At 34.2% G+C, this 21,006-nt stretch carries 14 protein-coding genes, 1 tRNA gene and 1 rRNA gene; 1 reads left to right on the plus strand and 15 read right to left on the minus strand.

From position 1 onward, the window contains the following. From HGPG_RS09205 to polA, 14 genes are all read right to left on the minus strand, one after another. Positions 1-102: ribosomal RNA gene (locus HGPG_RS09205) — 16S ribosomal RNA — on the minus strand; the annotation flags it as partial. A 283-nt stretch (positions 103-385) separates the two neighbouring features. Further along, a complete protein-coding gene (locus tag HGPG_RS09210) occupies positions 386-1,492 on the minus strand; it encodes a tetratricopeptide repeat protein (RefSeq protein WP_019125799.1) in 1,107 nt (368 codons plus the stop codon). Between the two features lie 74 nt (positions 1,493-1,566). After that, positions 1,567-2,289, minus strand: coding sequence for a peptidoglycan editing factor PgeF (gene pgeF / locus HGPG_RS09215; RefSeq protein WP_036732121.1), 723 nt, complete (start codon positions 2,287-2,289; stop codon positions 1,567-1,569). Between the two features lies 1 nt (position 2,290). Further along, the gene (locus HGPG_RS09220; protein ID WP_019125801.1) at positions 2,291-3,124 is read right to left on the minus strand and encodes an exodeoxyribonuclease III; all 834 of its coding nucleotides are present in this window, start codon (positions 3,122-3,124) and stop codon (positions 2,291-2,293) included. A 173-nt stretch (positions 3,125-3,297) separates the two neighbouring features. Then, entirely contained in the window at positions 3,298-4,071 is a 774-nt protein-coding gene (locus HGPG_RS09225; RefSeq protein ID WP_036732156.1) for a hypothetical protein, read from the minus strand. 4 nt (positions 4,072-4,075) lie between these two features. Next, entirely contained in the window at positions 4,076-5,785 is a 1,710-nt protein-coding gene (gene argS / locus HGPG_RS09230) for an arginine--tRNA ligase (protein WP_019125803.1), read from the minus strand. Positions 5,786-5,794: 9 nt separating this feature from the next. Continuing rightward, on the minus strand, positions 5,795-8,167 hold the full coding sequence (locus HGPG_RS09235; protein WP_019125804.1) for an endonuclease MutS2: 2,373 nt from the start codon (positions 8,165-8,167) through the stop codon (positions 5,795-5,797). Then, positions 8,160-10,505: a U32 family peptidase gene (locus HGPG_RS09240; RefSeq protein ID WP_019125805.1), complete on the minus strand. Its 2,346-nt coding sequence runs from the start codon at positions 10,503-10,505 to the stop codon at positions 8,160-8,162. Before HGPG_RS09240 ends, HGPG_RS09235 begins: the two co-directional genes overlap by 8 nt. After that, the gene (locus HGPG_RS09245; RefSeq protein WP_019125806.1) at positions 10,492-11,043 is read right to left on the minus strand and encodes a cell division protein ZapA; all 552 of its coding nucleotides are present in this window, start codon (positions 11,041-11,043) and stop codon (positions 10,492-10,494) included. The genes HGPG_RS09240 and HGPG_RS09245 overlap by 14 nt, the downstream gene beginning before the upstream one ends. A 10-nt stretch (positions 11,044-11,053) precedes the next feature. Next, on the minus strand, positions 11,054-13,429 hold the full coding sequence (pheT, locus tag HGPG_RS09250; RefSeq protein ID WP_019125807.1) for a phenylalanine--tRNA ligase subunit beta: 2,376 nt from the start codon (positions 13,427-13,429) through the stop codon (positions 11,054-11,056). A gap of 10 nt (positions 13,430-13,439) precedes the next feature. Beyond that, complete coding sequence (gene pheS / locus HGPG_RS09255) at positions 13,440-14,462, minus strand: phenylalanine--tRNA ligase subunit alpha (RefSeq protein ID WP_019125808.1); 1,023 nt, start codon at positions 14,460-14,462, stop codon at positions 13,440-13,442. Positions 14,463-14,618: 156 nt separating this feature from the next. Then, positions 14,619-14,694 (minus strand) — tRNA-Trp (locus tag HGPG_RS09260). A 108-nt stretch (positions 14,695-14,802) separates the two neighbouring features. Further along, positions 14,803-15,393 carry a dephospho-CoA kinase gene (coaE, locus tag HGPG_RS09265; protein WP_019125809.1) on the minus strand — a complete coding sequence of 197 codons (591 nt, stop codon included), beginning with the start codon at positions 15,391-15,393 and terminating at the stop codon, positions 14,803-14,805. After that, entirely contained in the window at positions 15,380-18,037 is a 2,658-nt protein-coding gene (gene polA, locus HGPG_RS09270; protein ID WP_019125810.1) for a DNA polymerase I, read from the minus strand. Before polA ends, coaE begins: the two co-directional genes overlap by 14 nt. A gap of 207 nt (positions 18,038-18,244) precedes the next feature. Here polA and HGPG_RS09275 point away from each other — a divergent pair, with 207 nt between their 5' ends. After that, the gene (locus HGPG_RS09275) at positions 18,245-18,979 is read left to right on the plus strand and encodes a Fic family protein (protein WP_019125811.1); all 735 of its coding nucleotides are present in this window, start codon (positions 18,245-18,247) and stop codon (positions 18,977-18,979) included. A gap of 116 nt (positions 18,980-19,095) precedes the next feature. Here the strand turns inward: HGPG_RS09275 and HGPG_RS09280 are convergent, their stop codons facing one another. Next, the gene (locus HGPG_RS09280; RefSeq protein ID WP_019125812.1) at positions 19,096-20,742 is read right to left on the minus strand and encodes a DEAD/DEAH box helicase; all 1,647 of its coding nucleotides are present in this window, start codon (positions 20,740-20,742) and stop codon (positions 19,096-19,098) included. Positions 20,743-21,006: the final 264 nt, after the last annotated feature.

Consider the following 21,006-nt stretch of genomic DNA (forward strand, 5'->3'; position numbering starts at 1 on the left):
ATCTTCACCCCGAAGGGATCTGTCAAAATTTCATCGCTCGACTTGCATGTGTTAAGCGCGCCGCCAGCGTTCGTCCTGAGCCAGGATCAAACTCTCAATTAAAAATTTGTATGACTCATTAGTTTTCTCAAAACTAAACGAATTTCTGGTTTGCTTTGTGATTCTTTTACGAATCTGTGATTCATTACGAATCTTTTTATCTTCACACTATTTAATTATCATGTTTCATTGCTACTTTTTGAAGTAGCTTATTTATTATAACTTCTTAAAAATTCTTTGTCAAGTAAAATTTACAATTTTTTATTTTATTTTACTCTCTTTTTAAGAAGGTTGTCTCAAGAGACAACTTATATAGTATACAATGGTTTTTATAGGCTGTCAACATTTATTTTAAATTTTTTATAAATTTTTCTAGCTCTTTATTTGGACTAATTTCATTTGCCTTTTCCAGGTATTTTATTCCCTTTTCTAGGTCTTTTTTATTCAAATATAGGATTCCTAAATTGTAGTTTAAGGGATAGGAATTTTCTATTTCAGATAATCCCATCTCTAAAGTTTCTATGGCATCTTCGAATTTGTTTTTAGATGCGTAAAGTGTTGACAGTAAATTTACATTTTCTTCTAATACTTTTTTCTCAATTGATATTTTTGCAAATTCTTCTGCCCCTTCCAGATCTCCTAGATTATAGTGGGTTATGGCTAGGGCATAATAAAATTCTTCATTTTTGTTAAAGTTTTCTGAGATGTCTCTCAATAAGTTTAAAGCCTTGTCGTATTCTCCATAGGATAAATAGGTCTTTGCTGAATCAAAGTTCACACTGTCTCTTATTGTTTCCATTTCTCTTCTGACTTCGTCCTTTAATTCTTCGCTATCTGATAGGTTTATGAATTTTTCAAAGTACATGTTTGCCTTGATGTATTTTTGTAGGGACAAGTTGATGTAGGCAAGTCTGTAATAGGCTAGACTGTAATTTTCATCTTCATTTAAGACCTCGTTGTATTTTTTTATAATTATATTTAGTAATTTGTCTGCCTTCTCATAGTCATCTTCCAATTCTAATTTGTTGTAGATGGACTCCAATATATTTGCTTCTTTAAAAATTATGTCGGCGTCCCTTCCCTTTACTTCTTCATAGCCCCTTAAGAAGATATAGGAATCCAAGGGGTCTTCTTCTTGATTTATATATGCCTTGTGCATGGCATAATTTTTTAAATCTATCTGTAATTTTTTTAGGACTTCTCTGTATTTCTCTGCAAATTTAAAGTCAGAGTCAATTCCCAAGAGATAGACCATTGCTTCTACAATTTTTTCTAAATTTATCTCTTCTTCTAATTCTTTTTCTTTAATTCCTTCTATAAGATAATCAAGTTTTATGGGAAGTGAGAAACCAGCTGGAAGTACAAGTTCGCCAAGTCTATATTCTTCTTTTAAATCTATAAAAACTATATTTTTTAATTTCTTATTTAATTCTTCTTTAAAAAGATTTTCCATTAAATTTCCTCTTTTTTCTAATTCTTATTTGACAATACAATAAATACTAGCAGATAAAAAATTGGCCTTCAACTTCACTTCATCATTACCAACATGGAATTTAGTCCATAGGTCTTGCCTTCTCTTCTTGCTGAATGAAGCTTTAAGTTGTTGTAGGTTGACTCCTCTGATATTTCTATATTTTTTTCTTCTATTCCTCCATTTAATAAAAGCTCTTTATTTACATCAAGCATGGAAAGGTGCCAGGTGTCTCCGATTTTTTTAAAAAATTTATCTCTGTTTTTAAAGTCCTTAAATTCCTCGTAGACTTCTTCGCCAACTTCATAATTTTCTATATCAATACTTGGTCCAATATAGGCGATTATATCCTTTGGGTCTGATTTAAATTCCTTTTTCATTTTCTCAAGGGCTTTTTCTGGAATTTTCTTTTTTGCTCCCCTCCAGCCAGAGTGAATTATGGAAAGAACTTCTTTCTTTTTATCGTAAAGAACTATGGGAGTGCAGTCGGCAAATTTTAAGAGCAGGGCTAGGTTTTTCTTGTCAGTTACCAGTCCGTCTGTGTCCTTAAAGTTTCTGCCGTAGATAAATGTATCTCCATTTTCCCCATTACAGTAAGCAATTTTATCTGTGTGAGTTTGGATGCAGGAGTAAATTTCATGAGGAGCGATGTCAAGTCTCTTTAATATATCTTTAACATAGTCCTTAACTTTTTCTCCCTCTTTTGCATAGGACAGAGAGTACTCCATGCCACTTATTAGATTTATTATCCCATTCTTTTCTAAAAATTCGGATTTCATCTTATTTTTCCAAGTCAATGTTTAATAAAATTGGGGCGTGATCTTGCCTTTCTCCAGAGTCCACCATCTTTGAATCTTTAACTAGGTCCTTTATTCTGTCGCTGACTAAAAAGTAGTCAATTCTCCAGCCTGAATTATTTATCTTTGATGTCTTAACTCTTTGTGCCCACCAAGTGTAGGCTCCTTCGACGTCTCCGTTGATATGTCTAAAGCTATCAATGAAACCTCTATTTAGTAAGTTCGTAAAGCCCTCTCTCTCTTCATCAGTAAAGCCTGCAGACATGTGGTTGTTTTCTGGGTGAGCTAGGTCAATTTCCTTGTGAGCTACATTAAAGTCTCCAGTTGCAACGACAGGTTTTATCTTGTCAAGTTCTTCCAAGTAGTCTGCATACTTCTCATCCCAAATTTGTCTTAAGGGAAGTCTCTTTAATTCATTGCCAGCATTAGGTGTATAAACTTGAGTGAAGAAAAAATCTTCAAATTCAAGTGTTGCGATTCTCCCCTCGAAGTCCATAGTGTCTGGTGCTCCAATTTTTGGAAAAGTAACAAGAGGCATTAGACCCTTCTTGTAAAAAGTCATGTTACCTGCGTAACCCTTGCGAGCTGGTTCACAAGATGAAACCCAAGCATATTCATAGTCGCCAAATTCCTCTGCCAAGATTTCCTTGTGCTTCTTGCTAGGTCCATTGTGAGGTAGCTTTGTCTCTTGGATTGCAATTATATCGGGATCTTCATTTTTTATTGTAGCTAGCACTGCTCTTGACATAAGTGCCCTAGAGGAATCGCTAGTCAAGGCTGCGTTTAAAGAATCTATATTCCAGGATACTATTTTCATTGTTTCCTCCTATATTTTATAAATTTATTTTTATATCTTTACCTTAAATCCTATCAAATAGAAAAATTTCTATCAATTAAATTTTAAATTTATTTTATTTTTATTGCTAGGAAAATTTTTCCACAAAAAAAGACTTGACCTAGTCAAGTCTTTTAGTCAATAAATTTTTATTTTTATAGCTCGCCCATATAGGCTCTCTTCCTTCTAGTTGAACCAACTAAAATTCTGTAGAGGTTTCCCCTAAAGATTGCGTAGATAGCAGTGATTATGCTGGCTATTAAAACTTTTATATTGTAAGGGTCTATTGGATTCAAGTAGGATAGTCCCGTCATAATATTTTCTCCTAGTGGAATATCCACAATTGAATTTGATGAAATCATCATGGCAAAGTCAAAGCCAAGAAGGTGAAGTATGCCAAGATAAATCAAAAATGGTATAGTCCAAAGCAGGAAGTTTTCCTTCATAAATTCAAGTGAGTGAGTGTAAGCCGATGTGTAATACTCTCCTCTTATATAAATTGATTCAGCAATTGGGTTTAGTGCAATTGTAATTAATGCTCCTACAAGTGTAGTTGCACCCATTACTCCACCTATACCTGGCATCAAAAAGGAAATTATCATTAGGATAAAAAACACTGAATAAATTGATGCAAAGTATTCCATAAAAGTTTTTGAAAAATTCCTAAAGCTAATTCTGTTGTAGTAAATCAAGTCACTTAAAACAGAAAAGTAGCTTGAAAGAATTAGGGCTGTCAAAAGTGGAGTTACAAATCCCATTAGACCACCAAGAAACATTCCAAGGAAGTTCCCAATAAAGAAAAATCCCAAAGTGTAAATTATTCCATATATAAAAGGAAAAATTAAAAATTGTGGGGCTTTCTTTATTTTTAAAAGGGTGTCCTGTCCTGCCTTTTTATAAACTAATTGTAAGTCTTCAAAAAAATTCATGGCATCACATCTTTTCTGGTGCTTTAATTCCAAGCAAGTCAAGCCCACTTGCTATAACATTTTTAACTGCGTAACAAAGCATAAGTCTTGTGTTTTTTAATTTTTCATCATCAACTAAAATTTGTGTTTGGTTGTAGAATTTGTTGAAGTTCTTTGCAAGTTCAACTGTGTATCTTGTGATAAAGTATGGCTCGCACTTTTCACAAGCATCTATTACAACATCAGTAAAGTTGTAAAGACTTCTTATAATATTTATTTCACTTTCTTCTGTAAGAAGGCTTGCGTCAATTTCATTATTTATGTCAAAGTCGCCCTTCTTTAATAGGGAGCAAATTCTTGCGTGAACATATTGCACATAAGGTCCAGTTTCTCCTTCAAAGGAAAGAGTTTTGTCCCAGTTAAAAGTGTAGTCCTTGATTCTTCCGTTGAATAATTCTTGGAATTTTATGGCACCAATGCCAACTGCCTGTGCAAGTTCTTCCTTATTTTCAATTTTTTGTCCTTGTTCTTTTTCTCTATCGTCAAGAATGTCGCGAACCTTGTCAATTGCCTTGTTGAGAACATCTTCAAGATAGACAACTTTACCCCTTCTTGTGGAAAGTGTGCCGTCTTCAAGAGAAACCATACCGAAGGCAACATGATTAATCTTATCCCAAAAGTCTTCTCCCATTTCCTTTAAAACTGCACGAAGTTGTTTAAAGTGGAGAGATTGTTGTGTTGCAACAACATAAATAATTTGGTCGGGATTGTAATTTTCTTCCCTATATTTTGCTGCAGCTATGTCTCTTGTCAAATAGATTGAAGTACCATCAGATTTTACAACAATTGCTGGTGGAAGATCATACTTATCAAGATTTATTATTTCAGCACCTTCTGATTCTTCCAACAAGTTTTTATCTCTAATTTCCTTTATTACTTCAGGTAACATATCAGAGTAGAAGGATTCTCCGTTGTAGGAATCAAAGTGAATGTCAAGCATGTCGTAAACTCTGTTAAATTCTTTTAGAGAAATCTCTCTAAACCACTTCCAAATTTTTACAGCTTCTTCATTTTTATTTTCAAGTTCCTTAAACCAATAGCGACATTCTTCTTTTACTTCTGCATCTTCTTCTGCAACTTCATTTACCTTTACATAAAGTTTTAAAAGTTCAGGGATTGGGTCATTTTCAATTTCTTCCTTGTTGCCCCAAGTCTTGTAGGCATAGATTAACATTCCAAATTGAGTGCCGTAGTCTCCCAAATGGTTTACTGCCACTGTCTTATAGCCCAAGAAATTAAAAATTCTTTTTAGGGAATCTCCAATAACAGTTGACCTAATGTGACCAATGTGGAAAGGCTTAGCAATATTTGTAGAAGAATAATCTAGGACAATATTCTTTCCCTTTCCTATTTCTGACTTGCCAAAATTTTCCTTTTTGTTTACAGTTTCCTTTAAAATTTCTTCTGTCAAAAGACTTTTGTTGATGTAAAAGTTTAGGTAGGCATTTTTGTTTTCAACTTTTTCAAAATATTTTGACTTAATTTCTCCTGCAAGTTCTTCTGCAATCATGGCAGGATTTTTTCTGTAAATTTTTGCCAAACTAAAAACTGGGAAGGCAAAGTCGCCAAGTTCATAATTTGGTGGCACTTCTACCATTTTATCAATTTCTTCTGCCTTTAAACTTTCGATTTTCTCATCAAGTATTTTTATTATTTCTTCTCTAAAATTTATCATCTTGACTCCTTACTTTAAGATTACGACAGTTACTCCGTCGCCACCTTCATTGTACTCCGCATCTTTAAAAGATTTTACTATTTTTATATTTCTAAAATGTTCTCTAAGTTTTTGTCTAAGGACACCTGTGCCCTTTCCATGAATTATTCTAACTGATTTTAGTCCAGAAAGATAGGCATCATCTAAATATTTATCAACAATATCTCTGGCTTCTTCAAAATTTTTGCCTCTAATGTCGATTTCACTCTTGACGTTTGCTGCCTTGTTCTTCAAAATATTTCTCGTGTTGTGCTTGGTTGTGTTCTCTTGAGTATCAATTCTCGTCAAACTTTCCTTTGGCATTTTCATCTTCATAATGCCCGACTGAACTAGAACATTGCCCTTATTATCAGGCAGTTCCACTACTGTTGCAATGTTTCCAAGAGAGGTCCTAACCTTGTCGCCAACTTTTATCTCCCTAATTGGGTTGGAAACTTTTTTGATTTCAAGTTCAGAATCACTTCTGGAATTTTTTAGGCTTTGGCGCAAGAGATCCTGAGCCTCTTGTATTCTCTTTGAGTTTTCAGAGCTTATATTGTCTCTAACTTCATTTATTTCAGATAAAATAATATCCACATTTTCTCTTGTGTTTAACAAGAGCCTTTTTGCTTCTTCGCGAGATTTTTCTAAAATCTTTTCTTTTTGGTCTTCCAAATTTTTTATCTTTGTTTGAAGTCTCTTATTTTCCTTTTCTAAGTCAAGCTTTTCTCTCTCAAGCTCTTCCTTGTATTCTCTTATCTTAGTCCTGTCCTTGTCAATGGACTTAAGGACATCTTCAAATTCAATATTTTCAGAAGACAAAAGTTTCTTTGATTTTTCTATAATTTCATCGGGAAGTCCCAAGCGTCTTGAAATTTCAAAGGCATTAGATTTTCCTGGAACTCCAATTAAAAGTCTATATGTTGGAGAAAGAGTATCGACATCAAACTCCATACTTGCATTGGCAACGCCATCTGTTGTAAGGGCATAGACCTTTAGCTGATTGTAGTGAGTTGTAGACATACATCTGATGTTTTTCTCTAACATAAATTCCATTATTGCCCTTGCCAGCGCTGCCCCTTCTGTTGGGTCAGTACCTGCACCAAGTTCGTCAAAGAGAACCAGAGAATTTCTAGTCACATTTTTTAAGATGTAAACAATATTTACCATGTGAGATGAAAAAGTTGAGAGGGACTGCTCAATTGATTGCTCGTCGCCAATGTCTGCAAAAACTTTTTCGAAAACTGCAATCTCTGAAGTTTCTTCTGCTGGAATAAGTAAACCGTATTGAGTCATAAGTGACAAGAGTCCAACAGTCTTTAAACTTACAGTCTTACCACCAGTGTTTGGTCCAGTGATAATTAGTGATGTAAAATCTATTCCAAGATTTATGTCAATGGGAACTGCAATTTTTCTGTCTAAAAATGGATGGTAGGCATTTATTAAATTAATCCTGCCTTCATTATTTAGCCTTGGCATATTTGCGTGATATTCTATGGCAAGTTTCGCCTTGGCAAAGATAAAGTCCAGCTCAATTAATTTGTCTTGGTTTGACTTTATTTCTTCAGCCGATTCTGCAAGGAGTTCTGAAAGCTCTCTAAGTATTTTTTCGATTTCAAGATTTTCTTTTATATACAGCTCCTTGAGTTCGTTATTGGCTTCAACAACTGCCATGGGTTCAATGTAGGCTGTTTGCCCAGAGCCTGAAATGTCGTGAACCAAGCCCTTAACTCTCGATTTGTTTTCGATTTTTACGGGCACAACATATCTGCCATCACGAAGAGTTACTAGGGCGTCTTGCAAAAAGTCTGCGTGAGAAGATAAAATTCCATTTAATTTATTTTTTATGGAATCTTTTTTTGCAGCAATTCCCCTTCTTATTCTCAAAAGTTCACGAGAAGCGTCGTCGGCAATTTCTTCTTCAGAAATAATTTTTGAATTAATTTCATCTTCAAGGCTCTTTTCAGTGTAAAGGTCTTCGATTAACTTGTCGATGTAATTTAATTTTATTTCTTCCTCTCTGTTGTAGTCTCTCTTTAAATAAGTTTTAAGTCCCCTTGAAACTCTTAAGAAGTCAGAAACCTTTAAAAGAGATCCGGCGGAAAGAGCGCCGCCAATTTCCACACGCTTAATAATACTTTTTATGTCAACTATGCCAAAAAGCTGTGGCTCTCCCTTTGCCAAAACTAATTTTAGGGCTTCGTTGGTTTCGTTTAGCCTTTCCCTTATCTCAAAAAAGTCTGTGGAAATCTCCACGCCCTCGATGTATTCATTTGTAATACTTGCGCTTGCAAGGTTTTTAAGTTCAGCTAAAACTTTGTCAAACTCCAAAGTTTTGCCTGCTCTCTTAAAAGAATTATCCACTGACAATCCCCCTATTAATATGTCCCTTAGTCACCTGTTGGTACTTGTATTCTAATTTCTTTTTTATCTTTTTAAAGTCATCTTCCTGGTAATTTTTGTATAATTTTATAACATCATCTGTAAATTCATCTGCCAAGATAAGAAGGTTCACCTTGTTTTCCAGGAGTTTATTTACATATCCGTCAAGTAAAATTGGATAGGAATTAAAAATTTCCGTAAAAGTATTTTGTCTTAGGACTTCAAAGTCCACATTTTTCTCATCTCTCAAGAGATAATTTTTATACTTGCAGGTCGGACAGTTTTTCTCATCCTTGCAATTTTTTATGACAGAGAAGGGACAGTGCTTCATAGTCATAACTGGCACTCTGCCGTAGGAAATCACATTTATCTCAGCATCATTCTTGTTTATAATTTTTTGAATTTGTCCAGAATTTAATTCTGGCGAAAGTGTAATAGACTTTAAACCTAAATTACTTAAAAAGTCTGAAGTGACTTTGTTAAAGACATTTAGACCAATATCGCCATTTATTTCAAGGTCGTCATCCTTAAAAATGTAATATTCCGAAAGATTATTTACCCAAATTCCCCTGACATTTTGATTTTTTAAAATATATTCCCTTAAATTTTCTAGTTCATAGTAGGAATAAAACTTATCAAGATAAATTGAAACTTCTCGATTTTTATATTTTTTATTAAATTTTTCTAAGTCCTTGGCACGAATTATTATCTCATCAATATCTTTTAAAGATGAATTTTCCAAATCTTTAAATTTATTGAAAAAGACTTTAATTTTATTTTTTTTATCTTTATTTTGCCTATCAAAATTTTTATTTTCTAGTTTATTTTCTATTTCAAACCTATCAATTGAGCCCTCTAAAATTTTATTTTCCAAAATTTTTGTGGCTTCTCTTCTAAGTTCATTGATAGCAGAAATTGGCAAAAAGGCATTGTCGTCTAGGTCAAGGTCAATATTTTTTACGCGGAAAATACTCTCTCCCATCTTAGAAATATTTTCAATGACTCTTTCTCTCTCTAGTCCAGATTTTTTTGCCACTTCAACCACTCTATCAAGTTCAAAAATTGCAGATAAGTCCCCAGTTTTTACCTTAATAAGAGGTCTTTCGCCAATTTTTATCCTTAAATCTATATCTAATTCTCTTTTGTAGTCAAAATTTTCAATTTTTTCATCAACTTTTTCATAAAGTTTTTTTGAAAAAGTTCTATTTATTTTAGAATTTAAAATTGGAGCCTTAAATAAATTTATCTCATGAGGAATGTTTGCCTCATAGAAGGAATTTGACCTCATGCCAAATCTTACACTGCTAGAAATAAATTCAAGACCGTCGCCCTCAAATACATCTTCATCAAAAATAACTTTCGCAGAATTTTTTGTCGTCCCAAGAACTTTTCCAACTTCAACGCCTCTGTTGTCGGGTCTATCAGATGAGATGAAGTTATTTCCAAAGTCGCCATTAAAAAGTCCCTTGGTAAAGCCTCTGTTAAAAACTTGCTCTGTATCTTCTTTGTCCTCTAAAGTTAGCTTGCCTTCTAAGGATTTTTTGTAGGAAGACACAACTGTGTAGACATACTCTGGGTTTTTCATTCGCCCTTCAATTTTTAAAGAGTAGCCACCTGCATTTATTATTTTTGCAACATCATCAAGGGTGTTTAAGTCTTTGGGAGAAATATAATAAAGTCTCTTGCCAATTTTATTTCCATCGAAATCTAAAATTTCATAGGACTTCCTGCAAGCTTGGGCGCACTCGCCACGATTGCCAGACTTGCCACCAATCATAGAAGACATGAGGCACTCGCCAGAGTAACAAACGCATAGGGCTCCGTGAATAAAGGTCTCCACATCAATATCTAATTCTTTAATTTTTTCTAGTTCAAAAAGAGGAGTTTCGCGAGCAAGAACTACTCTTGTAAAACCCATGTCCTTTAAAAATTTTGCACCATAAAAATTATTTACTGCCATTTGAGTTGATGCATGAACTTCAAAATCTGGGAAGTTCTTTCGGATTTCCCAAGCTATGCCAAGATCTTGTAAAATAAGTGCGTCAACTCCTGTGTCGTAGAGCATCTTCACCCTATCCATGGCTCTTTTTATTTCAAAATCAGCAATTAAAATGTTAAAGGTAACATAAATTTTTACGCCTCTTAGGTGAGCGTAGTTAATTGCTTCCATTAACTCTTCCTTGTCGAAGTTTTTTGCCTTAGCCCTGGCGGAAAATTCAGCATAGCCCAAATAAACAGCATTAGCACCTGCCGATACAGCAGCCCTAAGGGCAGCCATATCACCAGCAGGTGCTAGGAGTTCATATTTACTTTTCTTCATAAAGACTTTCCAGTTCTCTTGTCAAATCAATTATTCTTCTCGATGCATTGTTGTTTTTTTCTTCTAGTGTGGAAATATTTCCTTCAAGTTTTTTTATCTCTTCTTTTAAATCAGTAATTTCTTTATTTTTTTCAAGAAGATCTTTATTTACTTTCCTATTTCTGTCCTCTACATCAAGAGTTTTCTGTTGAAGTTCTCTGAAATTTGTATTTGCTTTTTTATTTTCTTCTTCAAAAATTGAAAGTTGCTTCTTTAAATCTTTAATTTCTTCCATTTTTTCGATGATTTCTTTTTTGTCATCGTCTAAATTTGCCAAGTCATTCCTGTCAGACTTCATCTTTTCAAAATCATCTAAAAGGTTTAGGGCGCAGAGCACAAGAGTCTGCACTTGATTCAATTTAAAATTACTCCTTGCAGTTTCCTTGATCTTCTTGTCAAGATCTGCTGCAAGCTCTTTAATGTAATCTTCCTTGTCATTACCCTTGACATAAAATTTCATGTCATCAATAGTGACTTCGATTCTCTTTGTATCGGACATAATAGCCTCCTTAGGATCTTAGTTTAGCCTTAATTTCACTTTCAATCTCAGCAACTATTTTTTCACAAATTTCTGTAACTTCAGCATCTTCTAGAGTTCTGTCGGCTGCTCTAAATACAAGTGAGAAGGCTACAGATTTCTTTCCTTCTTCTATATTTTCACCTTGGTAAATATCAAACACCTTAAAGGATTCTAAAAGTTCTTTGCCATATTTTTTAGAGATTTTTTCAAGTTCAACTGAGTCAATATCCCTATCCATAACAAAGGCAAAGTCTCTCTTCATAGTTGGGTATTTAGGAAGTTCCTTGTAAGTGTAATTTCCAATAGTGTTTTCAACAATTTTGTCAAAGTCAAGTTCTGCCACATAGGCCTTTTTCTTTAGACCATAGTTTTCAAGAACCTTTGGATGAACTTCTCCTAAGACGCCAAGGCTTTCGCCCTTTAAAATAAATTCAGCTGACCTACCTGGGTGCAAGAAGCTAACTTCCTTTCTTCTAACTTCAAGGCCCTCAATGCCCAGATACCACAAGAGCTTTTCAATAGATTCCTTTAAGTAATAAAAATCGCCTAAATCGTAAAAGCCCATTGTTAGTTTTAACTTTTCGGCAGGTAACTCACCATCTGTTGGGAAGAAGGTATTTCCAATTTCAAATCCGCCAACATTTTCGTTGCCCCTAACATAGTTTTTGGCAAGGGCATCAATCATAGAAGGCACAATAGTTGTCCTCATAATTGAATAATCTTCTCCCAGTGGATTTAAAATTCTTATAATATTTTTTTCATCTTCTTTATAATTTGCTTTTTCATAGGAAGATGGGCTGACAAAGGAGTAAGTCATAAATTCAGAGTAACCAAGACCAATTAAAAGATTTTTGATTCTATCTTCAACATTTCTAAATCTTGGCTTTCTTCCTACAGTTAGGGTTCCCCTTAATTTTTGAGGAGTGACATTGTCGTAGCCATAAATTCTTGCAACTTCTTCTATTAAATCTTCTTCAATGCCAAGGTCAAGTCTCACGCTTGGGATTTTTGCAAGAAGATAATCTCCTTTGACTTCAGTTTCAATTTCAAGTCTATTTAAAATATTTGCAACTTCATCTATTGTAAAGTCCACGCCAATTAAGTCATTAACTTTTTCTAGTCTTAATTTTATTTCTTTTGGAGCCTTTTCAAAATCTCCCACATCTTTACTTCCGCCAACAACTTCAGCAATGCCTAACATTTCTGCAAGTTGGCAAACTCTATCAACAGCAGTCTTGGCAAGATTTGGGTCGATTCCCTTTTCAAACCTTGAAGAAGCTTCACTTCTAAGGTTAAGTCTTCTTGAAGTCTTTCTGATGTTTTCTTTGTTGAAGTTTGCACCTTCTAAAAGTACATTTACAGTTTTTTCTGTAATTTCAGAATCAAGTCCGCCCATTATTCCTGCAAGGCCTATTATTTCACTGCCGTCAGTGATTAAAATATCGTCACTTGTAAGTTCTCTAGTCTCGCCATCAAGAGTTACAGTTTCTTCGCCATCTTTTGCCATTCTAACTACAATTTTTTTGTTCGTTAAGCTATCTAAGTCAAAGGCATGAAGAGGTTGACCGTACTCAAGCATTACAAAATTTGTTAAATCAACTATATTTGAAATTGGTCTAACTCCTGCTTGCATAAGATAGGCTTGTAGCCAAAGTGGAGATGGTCCAATCTTTATATTTTTAAGAATTTTTGAATAATATCTATTGCAGTTTTCAGTTTCGATAACTATATCGTCAAAATGATCAGAAAAATCATCTACTTCATTTTCTATTTTAATATCCTTGTGCTTAGTCTTTAAATCAAAGGATGCAGCAGTTTCTACAGCCATGCCCATGATGCTAAGACAATCTGGTCTATTTGGTGTGATTTCAAGTTCCAAAATGTCGCTATCCATGAAGAGAGTTTCCAAAGCAGATTTTCCAATTTCAGTTCCTTCTGGGAAGACAAAAATACCATTTCTCGCTTCCTTAGGAATGACAGAATTTTCAAATCCAAGTTCTTCAAGAGAACAAAGCATTCCGTTGGACTCAACTCCACGAAGTTTTCCCTTTTTAATCTTTACGCCTCCAGCAACCGTAGAGCCGTGAAGGGCAACAGGGACTATGGCACCTTCAAAAACATTTGGTGCACCAGTTACAATTTGTAAAACTTCGTCGCCCACATTTACAGAGCAAACAACAAGTTTGTCTGCGTCGGGATGCTTTTCTATTTTTTCAATTTTTCCAACTACAATTTTATCTAAACCTTCTGATGGAATAATAACAGATTCAACATGGGAACCAGAATTAGAAAGTCCATCTGCAAGTTTTTTTACATCAAAATCGAAATCAACATAATCTTTAAGCCATTTAATCGGTAATAACATCTCTATCTCCTTAAAATTGTTCCAAGAACTTCTTGTTGTTTTCAAACATCATTCTAATATCTGTGATCTTGTACCTAACCATTGCAATTCTGTCGATACCCATACCAAAGGCAAAGCCAGAATATTTTTCAGGGTCAATGCCACAGTTTCTAAGAACATTAGGGTGAACCATGCCACATCCCAAGAGTTCCATTGACCAACCAGTATAGGCACAAGCCTTACAACCCTTGCCTCCACAAGATGGACAAGTAGTGTCAACTTCAAGACTTGGTTCAGTAAATGGGAAGTAGTGAGGTCTAAATCTAGTCTTCATGTCTTCGCCAAAGAAGGACTTAACAAAATAATTTAAAGTGTCAATTAAATTTGCCACAGAAATCTTTTCATCAACAACAAGACCTTCAAGTTGGTGGAACATTGGTGAGTGAGTAGCATCAACTTCGTCAGACCTAAAAACTCTACCAGAACATATCATGCGAATTGGAGCGCCATGTTCCTTCATTGCCCTAATTTGAACAGGAGAAGTTTGCGACCTAAGAATTGTATTTTTGTCAAAATAAAAAGTATCAGACATATCTCTTGAAGGGTGGTCCTTTGGAGCATTTAAAAGATCAAAGTTATTTTCCACAGTTTCGATTTCTGGACCATCGTAAACAGTAAAGCCCATATGTGTAAATAAATCTTCAAGATCCTCAAGAGTTTTCTTTAGAGGATGTCTATGTCCCAAGATAAGTTCGTCAGTCTTTAAAGTGACATCAATTCTTTCCTCGTGAAGTTTTTCTTCCAAAATTTTGTCATTGATTTCATTTTTCTTTTCCTCAATTGACTTTTCAATAGCTTCACGCACTTCGTTGGCAAGAGCGCCCATAACAGGTCTTTCCTCATTAGAAAGATCCTTCATACCCTTTAGGATTTGAGTAAGTTCGCCCTTTTTTCCTAAGTATTTAACCTTAAGTTCATCTATTTCTTTAATTGTATTAACTTCATTTAAAAGTTTCATGGATTCATCTTTGATTCCAAGTAATTTTTCTTTCATGTTGACCTCCAATTCATAATATATAATTATATCATAGTTATAAAATTTTTTTAAATAAATTCAATAGAAATTCCCATTTTATCAATATGTAGAGTAACTATAATATAAATTTTAAAAATGGGCATAAAAAAACTGACTGCTTGCGCAATCAGTAATTGGCAGGGGTAGCAGGACTCGAACCCACGACACTTGGTTTTGGAGACCAATGTTCTACCAACTGAACTATACCCCTAGGACAAGTTATATCTTAACAAAGAAATTAGGAATTGTAAAGTTATTTTTATATTTTGTAAATTTTTCATTGCAAAAAATGTGCTGGAAAATTTCCAACACATCTCTTTTATTTTTTTAAATTTTCTTCTACTTGGGCGAAAGTTTCTTCTAAAGTACCTGAGTTGTCAATTATGACATCTGCTTTTTTTCTCTTTTCTTCAACAGAAATTTGCGAATTTATTTTTTTCTCTGCATAGTCCCTAGAAATGTCGTCTCTATCCATGAGCCTTCTTATCTGTGTTTCCCTGTCCACATAGACAAGCCAGATCTCGTCAAAGTCAAGTCCATACTTCTTATTTACATCTTCATTTTCAAAGAGAAGGGGTAGGTCCACAAAGACGAGGTCTTCCTTGCCCCTAGTCTTTTTATTTATCTCTTTGTAAATTTCTGGATGCATTATATCATTTAATTTTTGGCGGTGAATTTTTTTTGCAAAAATAATTTCAGCCAGCTTTTTTCTGTCCAGCTGGTCATTGATGTAAAGGTCGTCGCCAAATACTTTTTTGATTTTATTTTTTACAGATTTATAGTTTGCCACATCCCTCGCTATTAAATCTGCGTCAACTACCTTTATGCCCTTGCCCTTTAAATATTTTGAGACCTGGGACTTTCCCGTTGCAATAGAGCCTGTGAGGCCAATAATTTTACTTTGATTCATAGAGATTTACTCCAGTGTTCATGTCCACAGAAAGTTTTACATTTAAGTCAACAGAATTTTCCATTAAGTCCTTCATAATTTTTTTAACTTCTTCCACTTCATCTTCTGCTGCATCAACTACAAGCTCGTCGTGAATTTGAATTATTAGTTTGGACTTCAATTTTCTCTTTTTAAGTTCATTGTAAACTTTTACCATGGCAATTTTTATAATGTCTGCTGCAGAACCTTGGATTGGTGTGTTAAGGGCAATTCTCTCGCCAAAGCTTCTTATGTTAAAGTTCTTTGCGCTAAGCTCAGGAATGTATCTTCTCCTCTTAAAAATCGTCTCAACATAACCCTTCTTTTTGCCCTCTTCAATTTCCTCTGACATATAATTTTTTATTCCCACAAAGTGCCCCAAATAGTTGTCGATGTATTCCTTGGCAGCCTTTCTCGGTATATTTAAATTTTGTGAAAGTCCGTAGTCAGAAATTCCGTAGACAATTCCAAAGTTTACAGCCTTGGCTTCAGACCTTTGAAGGGCAGTTACCTCGTCATAATCCACATGGAAAACTTCTGAAGCAGTTTTTCTGTGAATATCCAAGCCATGTTTGAAGGCGTCAAGCATTTCCTCATCCTCTGAAAGTGCAGCTAAAACCCTAAGTTCAATTTGTGAGTAGTCGGCATCCACTAAAACTGAATTTTCTGATGCCAAAAAGGCCTTTCTAATTAACCTTCCTTCTTCTGTTTTTATTGGAATGTTTTGAAGATTTGGCTCACTAGAAGAAATTCTTCCCGTTGCAGTCACTGTTTGCATAAATCTTGAGTGAATTCGGTTGGTCTTTTTATTTATAACAGCCTTTAGTCCGTCAATGTAAGTTGATTTTAATTTAGAAAATTTTCTGTAGTCTAAAATATTGTCAATGATTTCGCCCTTGCCGCGAAGTTTTTCTAGAACATCGGCAGAAGTTGAGTAGCCAGTTTTTGTCTTTTTAATCACTGGAAAGTCCATCTTCTCAAATAAAATCACGCCCAACTGCTTTGGCGAATTGATGTTAAACTCTTCCTCAGCTTCCCTATAAATTTCTTCTTCCAAATCCTTTAGCTTTAAAGTGATTTTCTCGTCAATTTCATCGAGAACGGCTTCATCAGTGTTGATGCCCACATATTCCATGGATGCAAGGACTTCAATTAGGGGCAGCTCCATGTCCTTGTAAAGAGAGGTCATCTCTTCTTCTTCAATTTTTTCTCTTTGAAGACCTTCCAATTTGTAAATTGTATTTAACATAAAGGCAAAATATTTAAAGAGGTCATCCTTATCTAAGTCTGCATAAGTTTTTTTCTTTGCCCCCTTGCCCAAGAGGTCTTCCTCCTCCATGTAACCATTTTTAAAGTAGTCCATGGAAATTTTATTTATGTCGTAGTCGCTTTTTGTGGAATTTAAAATATATTCTGCAATAACCACATCGTGGGAGTAATTTTTTATGTCCATGCCAAGATCCATTAAGATGATTATGTCTTCTTTCATGTCGTATCCAAGTTTTTCTATGCCTTCATCTTCCATGATTTCCTTCAACTTTTTGAAATCAATATTTTCCCAAGAAATGAAATTCACAAGCTCATCCTTAATTTTTAGGGCAAGATAAATTGGCTTTACGCCCTCATAAATTTTGCCATCAGAAATAAATTTAAAGGCAAAAGACTTTTCTTCTCTCGCTTTTTCTATAAAGTCATCTAGGTTTTTTATTTCATTAAATTTAAAATTATCTTCGGAAATTTCTTCAACTTCTTCCTTTTGATATTCCTTTGGAAGTCTTAAAAGCATGGAATTAAACTCAAAGTCGCGATACATCTTTGAAAGATTTTCATAATCGTAGTCTACTTTTTTGAAGTCATCTAAAGACTCTTCTATTGGCACATCCTTTACAATTGTCCCCAATTTTTTGCTCATAAAGGCAGACATTTTGCCCTCAATTAATTTTTCCTTAAGCTTTTTTGCTGTCACATTTTCAATATTGTCGTAAAGATTTTCAATGTTTTTAAACTCTTTAATTAGTTTCAGTCCAGTTTTTTCTCCTATACCATAAATTCCTGGAATATTGTCAGATTGGTCCCCCATGAGTGCCTTTAAATCAATAAATTCATGAGGCTCAAGACCATAATCTTCCCTTAAGCTCTCAACTGTTATGATGTCCATTTCAGTTATGCCCTTGCGAGTTAAAAGGACCCTTGTCTTGTCATTTACAAGTTGGAAATAATCCTTGTCGCCAGTTAAAAGATAGGTTTCAAAATTTTCTTGGCTGGCAAGTTTTGAAAGAGTGCCTGCAATATCATCTGCTTCATAAACAGGTGATTCCAAAATTTTTATATTCATGTGCTTTAAAATGTCTCGGACAAGTGGCCATTGTTGCTCAAGTTCATTGGGAGTCTTTTGCCTAGTGCCCTTGTAATCCTTGTAAATGTCTGACCTAAAAGTCTTGCCCTTCATGTCAAAGCAAACCGCCACATGAGTGGGATTTATCTTCTCTATGGCATTTTCCACCATCATGACAAAACCATAAATCGCATTTGTGTATAGGCCCCTCTTGGTTTTTAAAAGAGGAAGAGCGTAAAAAGCCCTGAAAAAAAGTGAACTTCCATCTATAATTAAAAATTTATTTTCCATAAAAAACCTCCTTACTACATTATAACAGAGTTTAAAAGAAAAAATTTGCAAATAAAAATCCCCTAATCATTTTGATTAAATCTTACGATCAATCAAGTCTTTATATAATATTTTCCCCATAACATTTTTATTATCCAAAATAAAAATAAAAGTTTGTCAAAAACCTAATTTATTGCTGATTGCCTTTAAAAAGGATATAATACATTTATGGAAAGAAATTTATTGGATACATTAAAATATGAAAAAAACAATAAAATAAGCGGCGGAATTTATCACAAATTACAAGTTGAATTTACTTATAATTCTAATTATATTGAGGGAAGTAAATTAAGTGAAGAGCAAACTAGACTAATTTTTGAAACTAATACAATTGGTCTTGATGATGCTAATAGTTCTTTAAATGTTGACGATATAATTGAAACCCTAAATCACTTCCAAGCTATTGATAAAATTATTGACTTATATGATGAAGCTTTAACAGAAGAATTTATTAAAAATCTTCACAAGATGTTAAAGTCTGGAACCAGTGATTCAAAAAAAGACTGGTTTAATGTTGGGGAATATAAGGCATATCCAAATGAGGTTGGAGGATATGATACAACTTTACCAGAAGATGTTCCTCATGAGATAAAAAAACTTTTGGACTCCTATGAGAAAAGGGAAGCAAAAACTATTGAAGATATAATTGACTTTCACTATAAATTTGAAAAAATTCATCCCTTCCAAGACGGAAATGGCAGAGTTGGTAGATTAATAATCTTAAAGGAATGCCTAAAAAATAATATTATACCCTTTATTATTGGTGAAGATTTAAAGTTTTTCTATTACAGGGGACTTGCAAATTATAAAAAAGAGAGAGGATTTTTAGTTGACACTTGCCTATTGGCACAAGATAGGTTTAAAACTTACTTAGATTATTTTAAAATTTCATACGATAAATAGTAAATTATATAAGGGAGGCTTGACCTCCTTTTTTTGTAGCTTGAATTTATAATCTAAGTGCAAGAAAAAACTCCTCAATGCGAAAATTTTCACAGGAGGAGTTCAAAATATAAATTTTATTTTTCAGAATATTCTGCTTTAAGAGTCTTGCCCTTAATTTTTTTGCCGTCAAGGTCTTTTATGGCATCTTTAATCATATTTTTTGGGATCTCCACAAAAGTGAAGTTTGGCATAATATTGATCCTGCCTATTTCACCTGGAGATACATTTGTGTGCTTCTCAACAAGCCTAATGATTTCGCGAGAGTCGAGACCGTCCCTCTTTCCCTTGTTGATAAAAATCTTTGGTCCTTTGATTTTTTTCATTTCTTTAGTCGTCTTGGTCTTTCTATTAGACTTGTCCGCCCTATTAGTCCTATTCATTTCAAATTTTTTGCCAAAGTCAACCTTATCAAGCTCAGTAATTTTTCTGTTTTTTGAAGACTCATTTACCATCTTTAAAAGTGAAGCGCTGATGTCGTATAAACTGTGTCCCTGAGCCAAAAGTTTATTTAAAACTTCGCTGTATCGGACATTGTCTTCTGCCTTTAAAATATTTTTGCTGACCCTGTCAAATAAATTTTCCATGCTTTCTCTTTCAAGGTCCCCTTTAGTTGGCAAATCTATTCTTTCCATTTTTATATTTGCATACTTTTCGATTTCTCTAAACTTTGGATAGTCTCTACTAGTCACAAAAGTAAAAGACAGACCCTTTTTGCCAGCTCTTGCCGTACGACCAATTCTGTGGACATAGTACTCAGCTTGCTGTGGCAGGTCGTAGTTAAAAACAATGTCTATGTCAGATACATCGAGACCACGAGCAGCAACATCAGTTGCAATTAATACATCAATTGTTCCCTTCCTAAACTTTTTCATGACATTGTCCCTAGAAGACTGACGCATATCGCCGTGAAGGGAGTCCACCTTGTAGCCCTTTTGTGCAATTTCCTCTTCCAAATTTTCCACCATTCTCTTAGTGTTGCAGAAAATAATAGACTTCTTTGGCTTGTGAATTAAGATGAGCCTGTTTAAAATTTCCGTCTTCATATTCCTATTTAATTCCAAATAGTATTGCTTAATTTTTTCTGCAGTGAGCTCCTTCTTTTCGATGATAACTTTCTTTGGATTGTTTTGATAAAGTTTTGAAAATTCCTTTATCTCATTGTCAAAAGTTGCAGAGAAAAACAAAGTTTGCCTGTCATCATTTGTCTTTTCGATTATAGTCTTCATGTCATCCCTAAAGCCCATGTCAAACATCTCGTCTGCCTCGTCAAGGACCAAAAATTTTAAGTTAGATAGATGGAGAGTCTTCCTCTTCATGTGATCCATGATCCTTCCTGGAGTCCCAACTACAATGCTTGCGCCCCTCTTTAGTTCTCTAAGTTGCTTGCCCATGTCTGCTCCACCATAAATGGCAAGGACCTTTATAAAAGTTTTATGTTTAGAAAGTTTTTGCAGTTCTTCTGACACCTGTCTTGCAAGTTCTCTTGTTGGGACCAAGACAAGCCCCTGCAAAGTTTCATAATTATTGTCCTGGATTTTTTCAATCATGGGTATGCCAAAGGAAGCAGTCTTGCCTGTGCCCGTTTGAGCTTGTGCAAGAAGGTCGTGACCATCTAAAATTTCAGGAATAGTGTGTTCCTGTACTTCTGATGGATTTACAAAACCCATTTCCTCAATCGCCTGCAAAACTTCCCTAGATAAATTTAATTCGTTAAATCTCAATATATTCTCCTAATCTATTTTGAACAAAAAAATAGACCGAGATTCACTCGGCCCTCAAGTTCTTTCCTTAGACATTATAACACAAAAAATCTTAAAAAGCTTGCTACAATTATATTAAAATGGAATTTAATAACTTTAAAAGACTTTCTCGAGAGTTTTATAATTTTCTTCTTCGATATCTTTAAAACTATTATCTAATAGACTGTTTAATTCATCAAGAGAAATATTTGAAATATCAATCATTTCAAGATGTAAAATTTTTTA

Origin of the sequence: Peptoniphilus grossensis ph5 (genome assembly GCF_000311825.1) — a bacterium.
In the GTDB taxonomy this organism is placed as follows: Bacteria; Bacillota; Clostridia; order Tissierellales; family Peptoniphilaceae; genus Peptoniphilus_A; species Peptoniphilus_A hominis.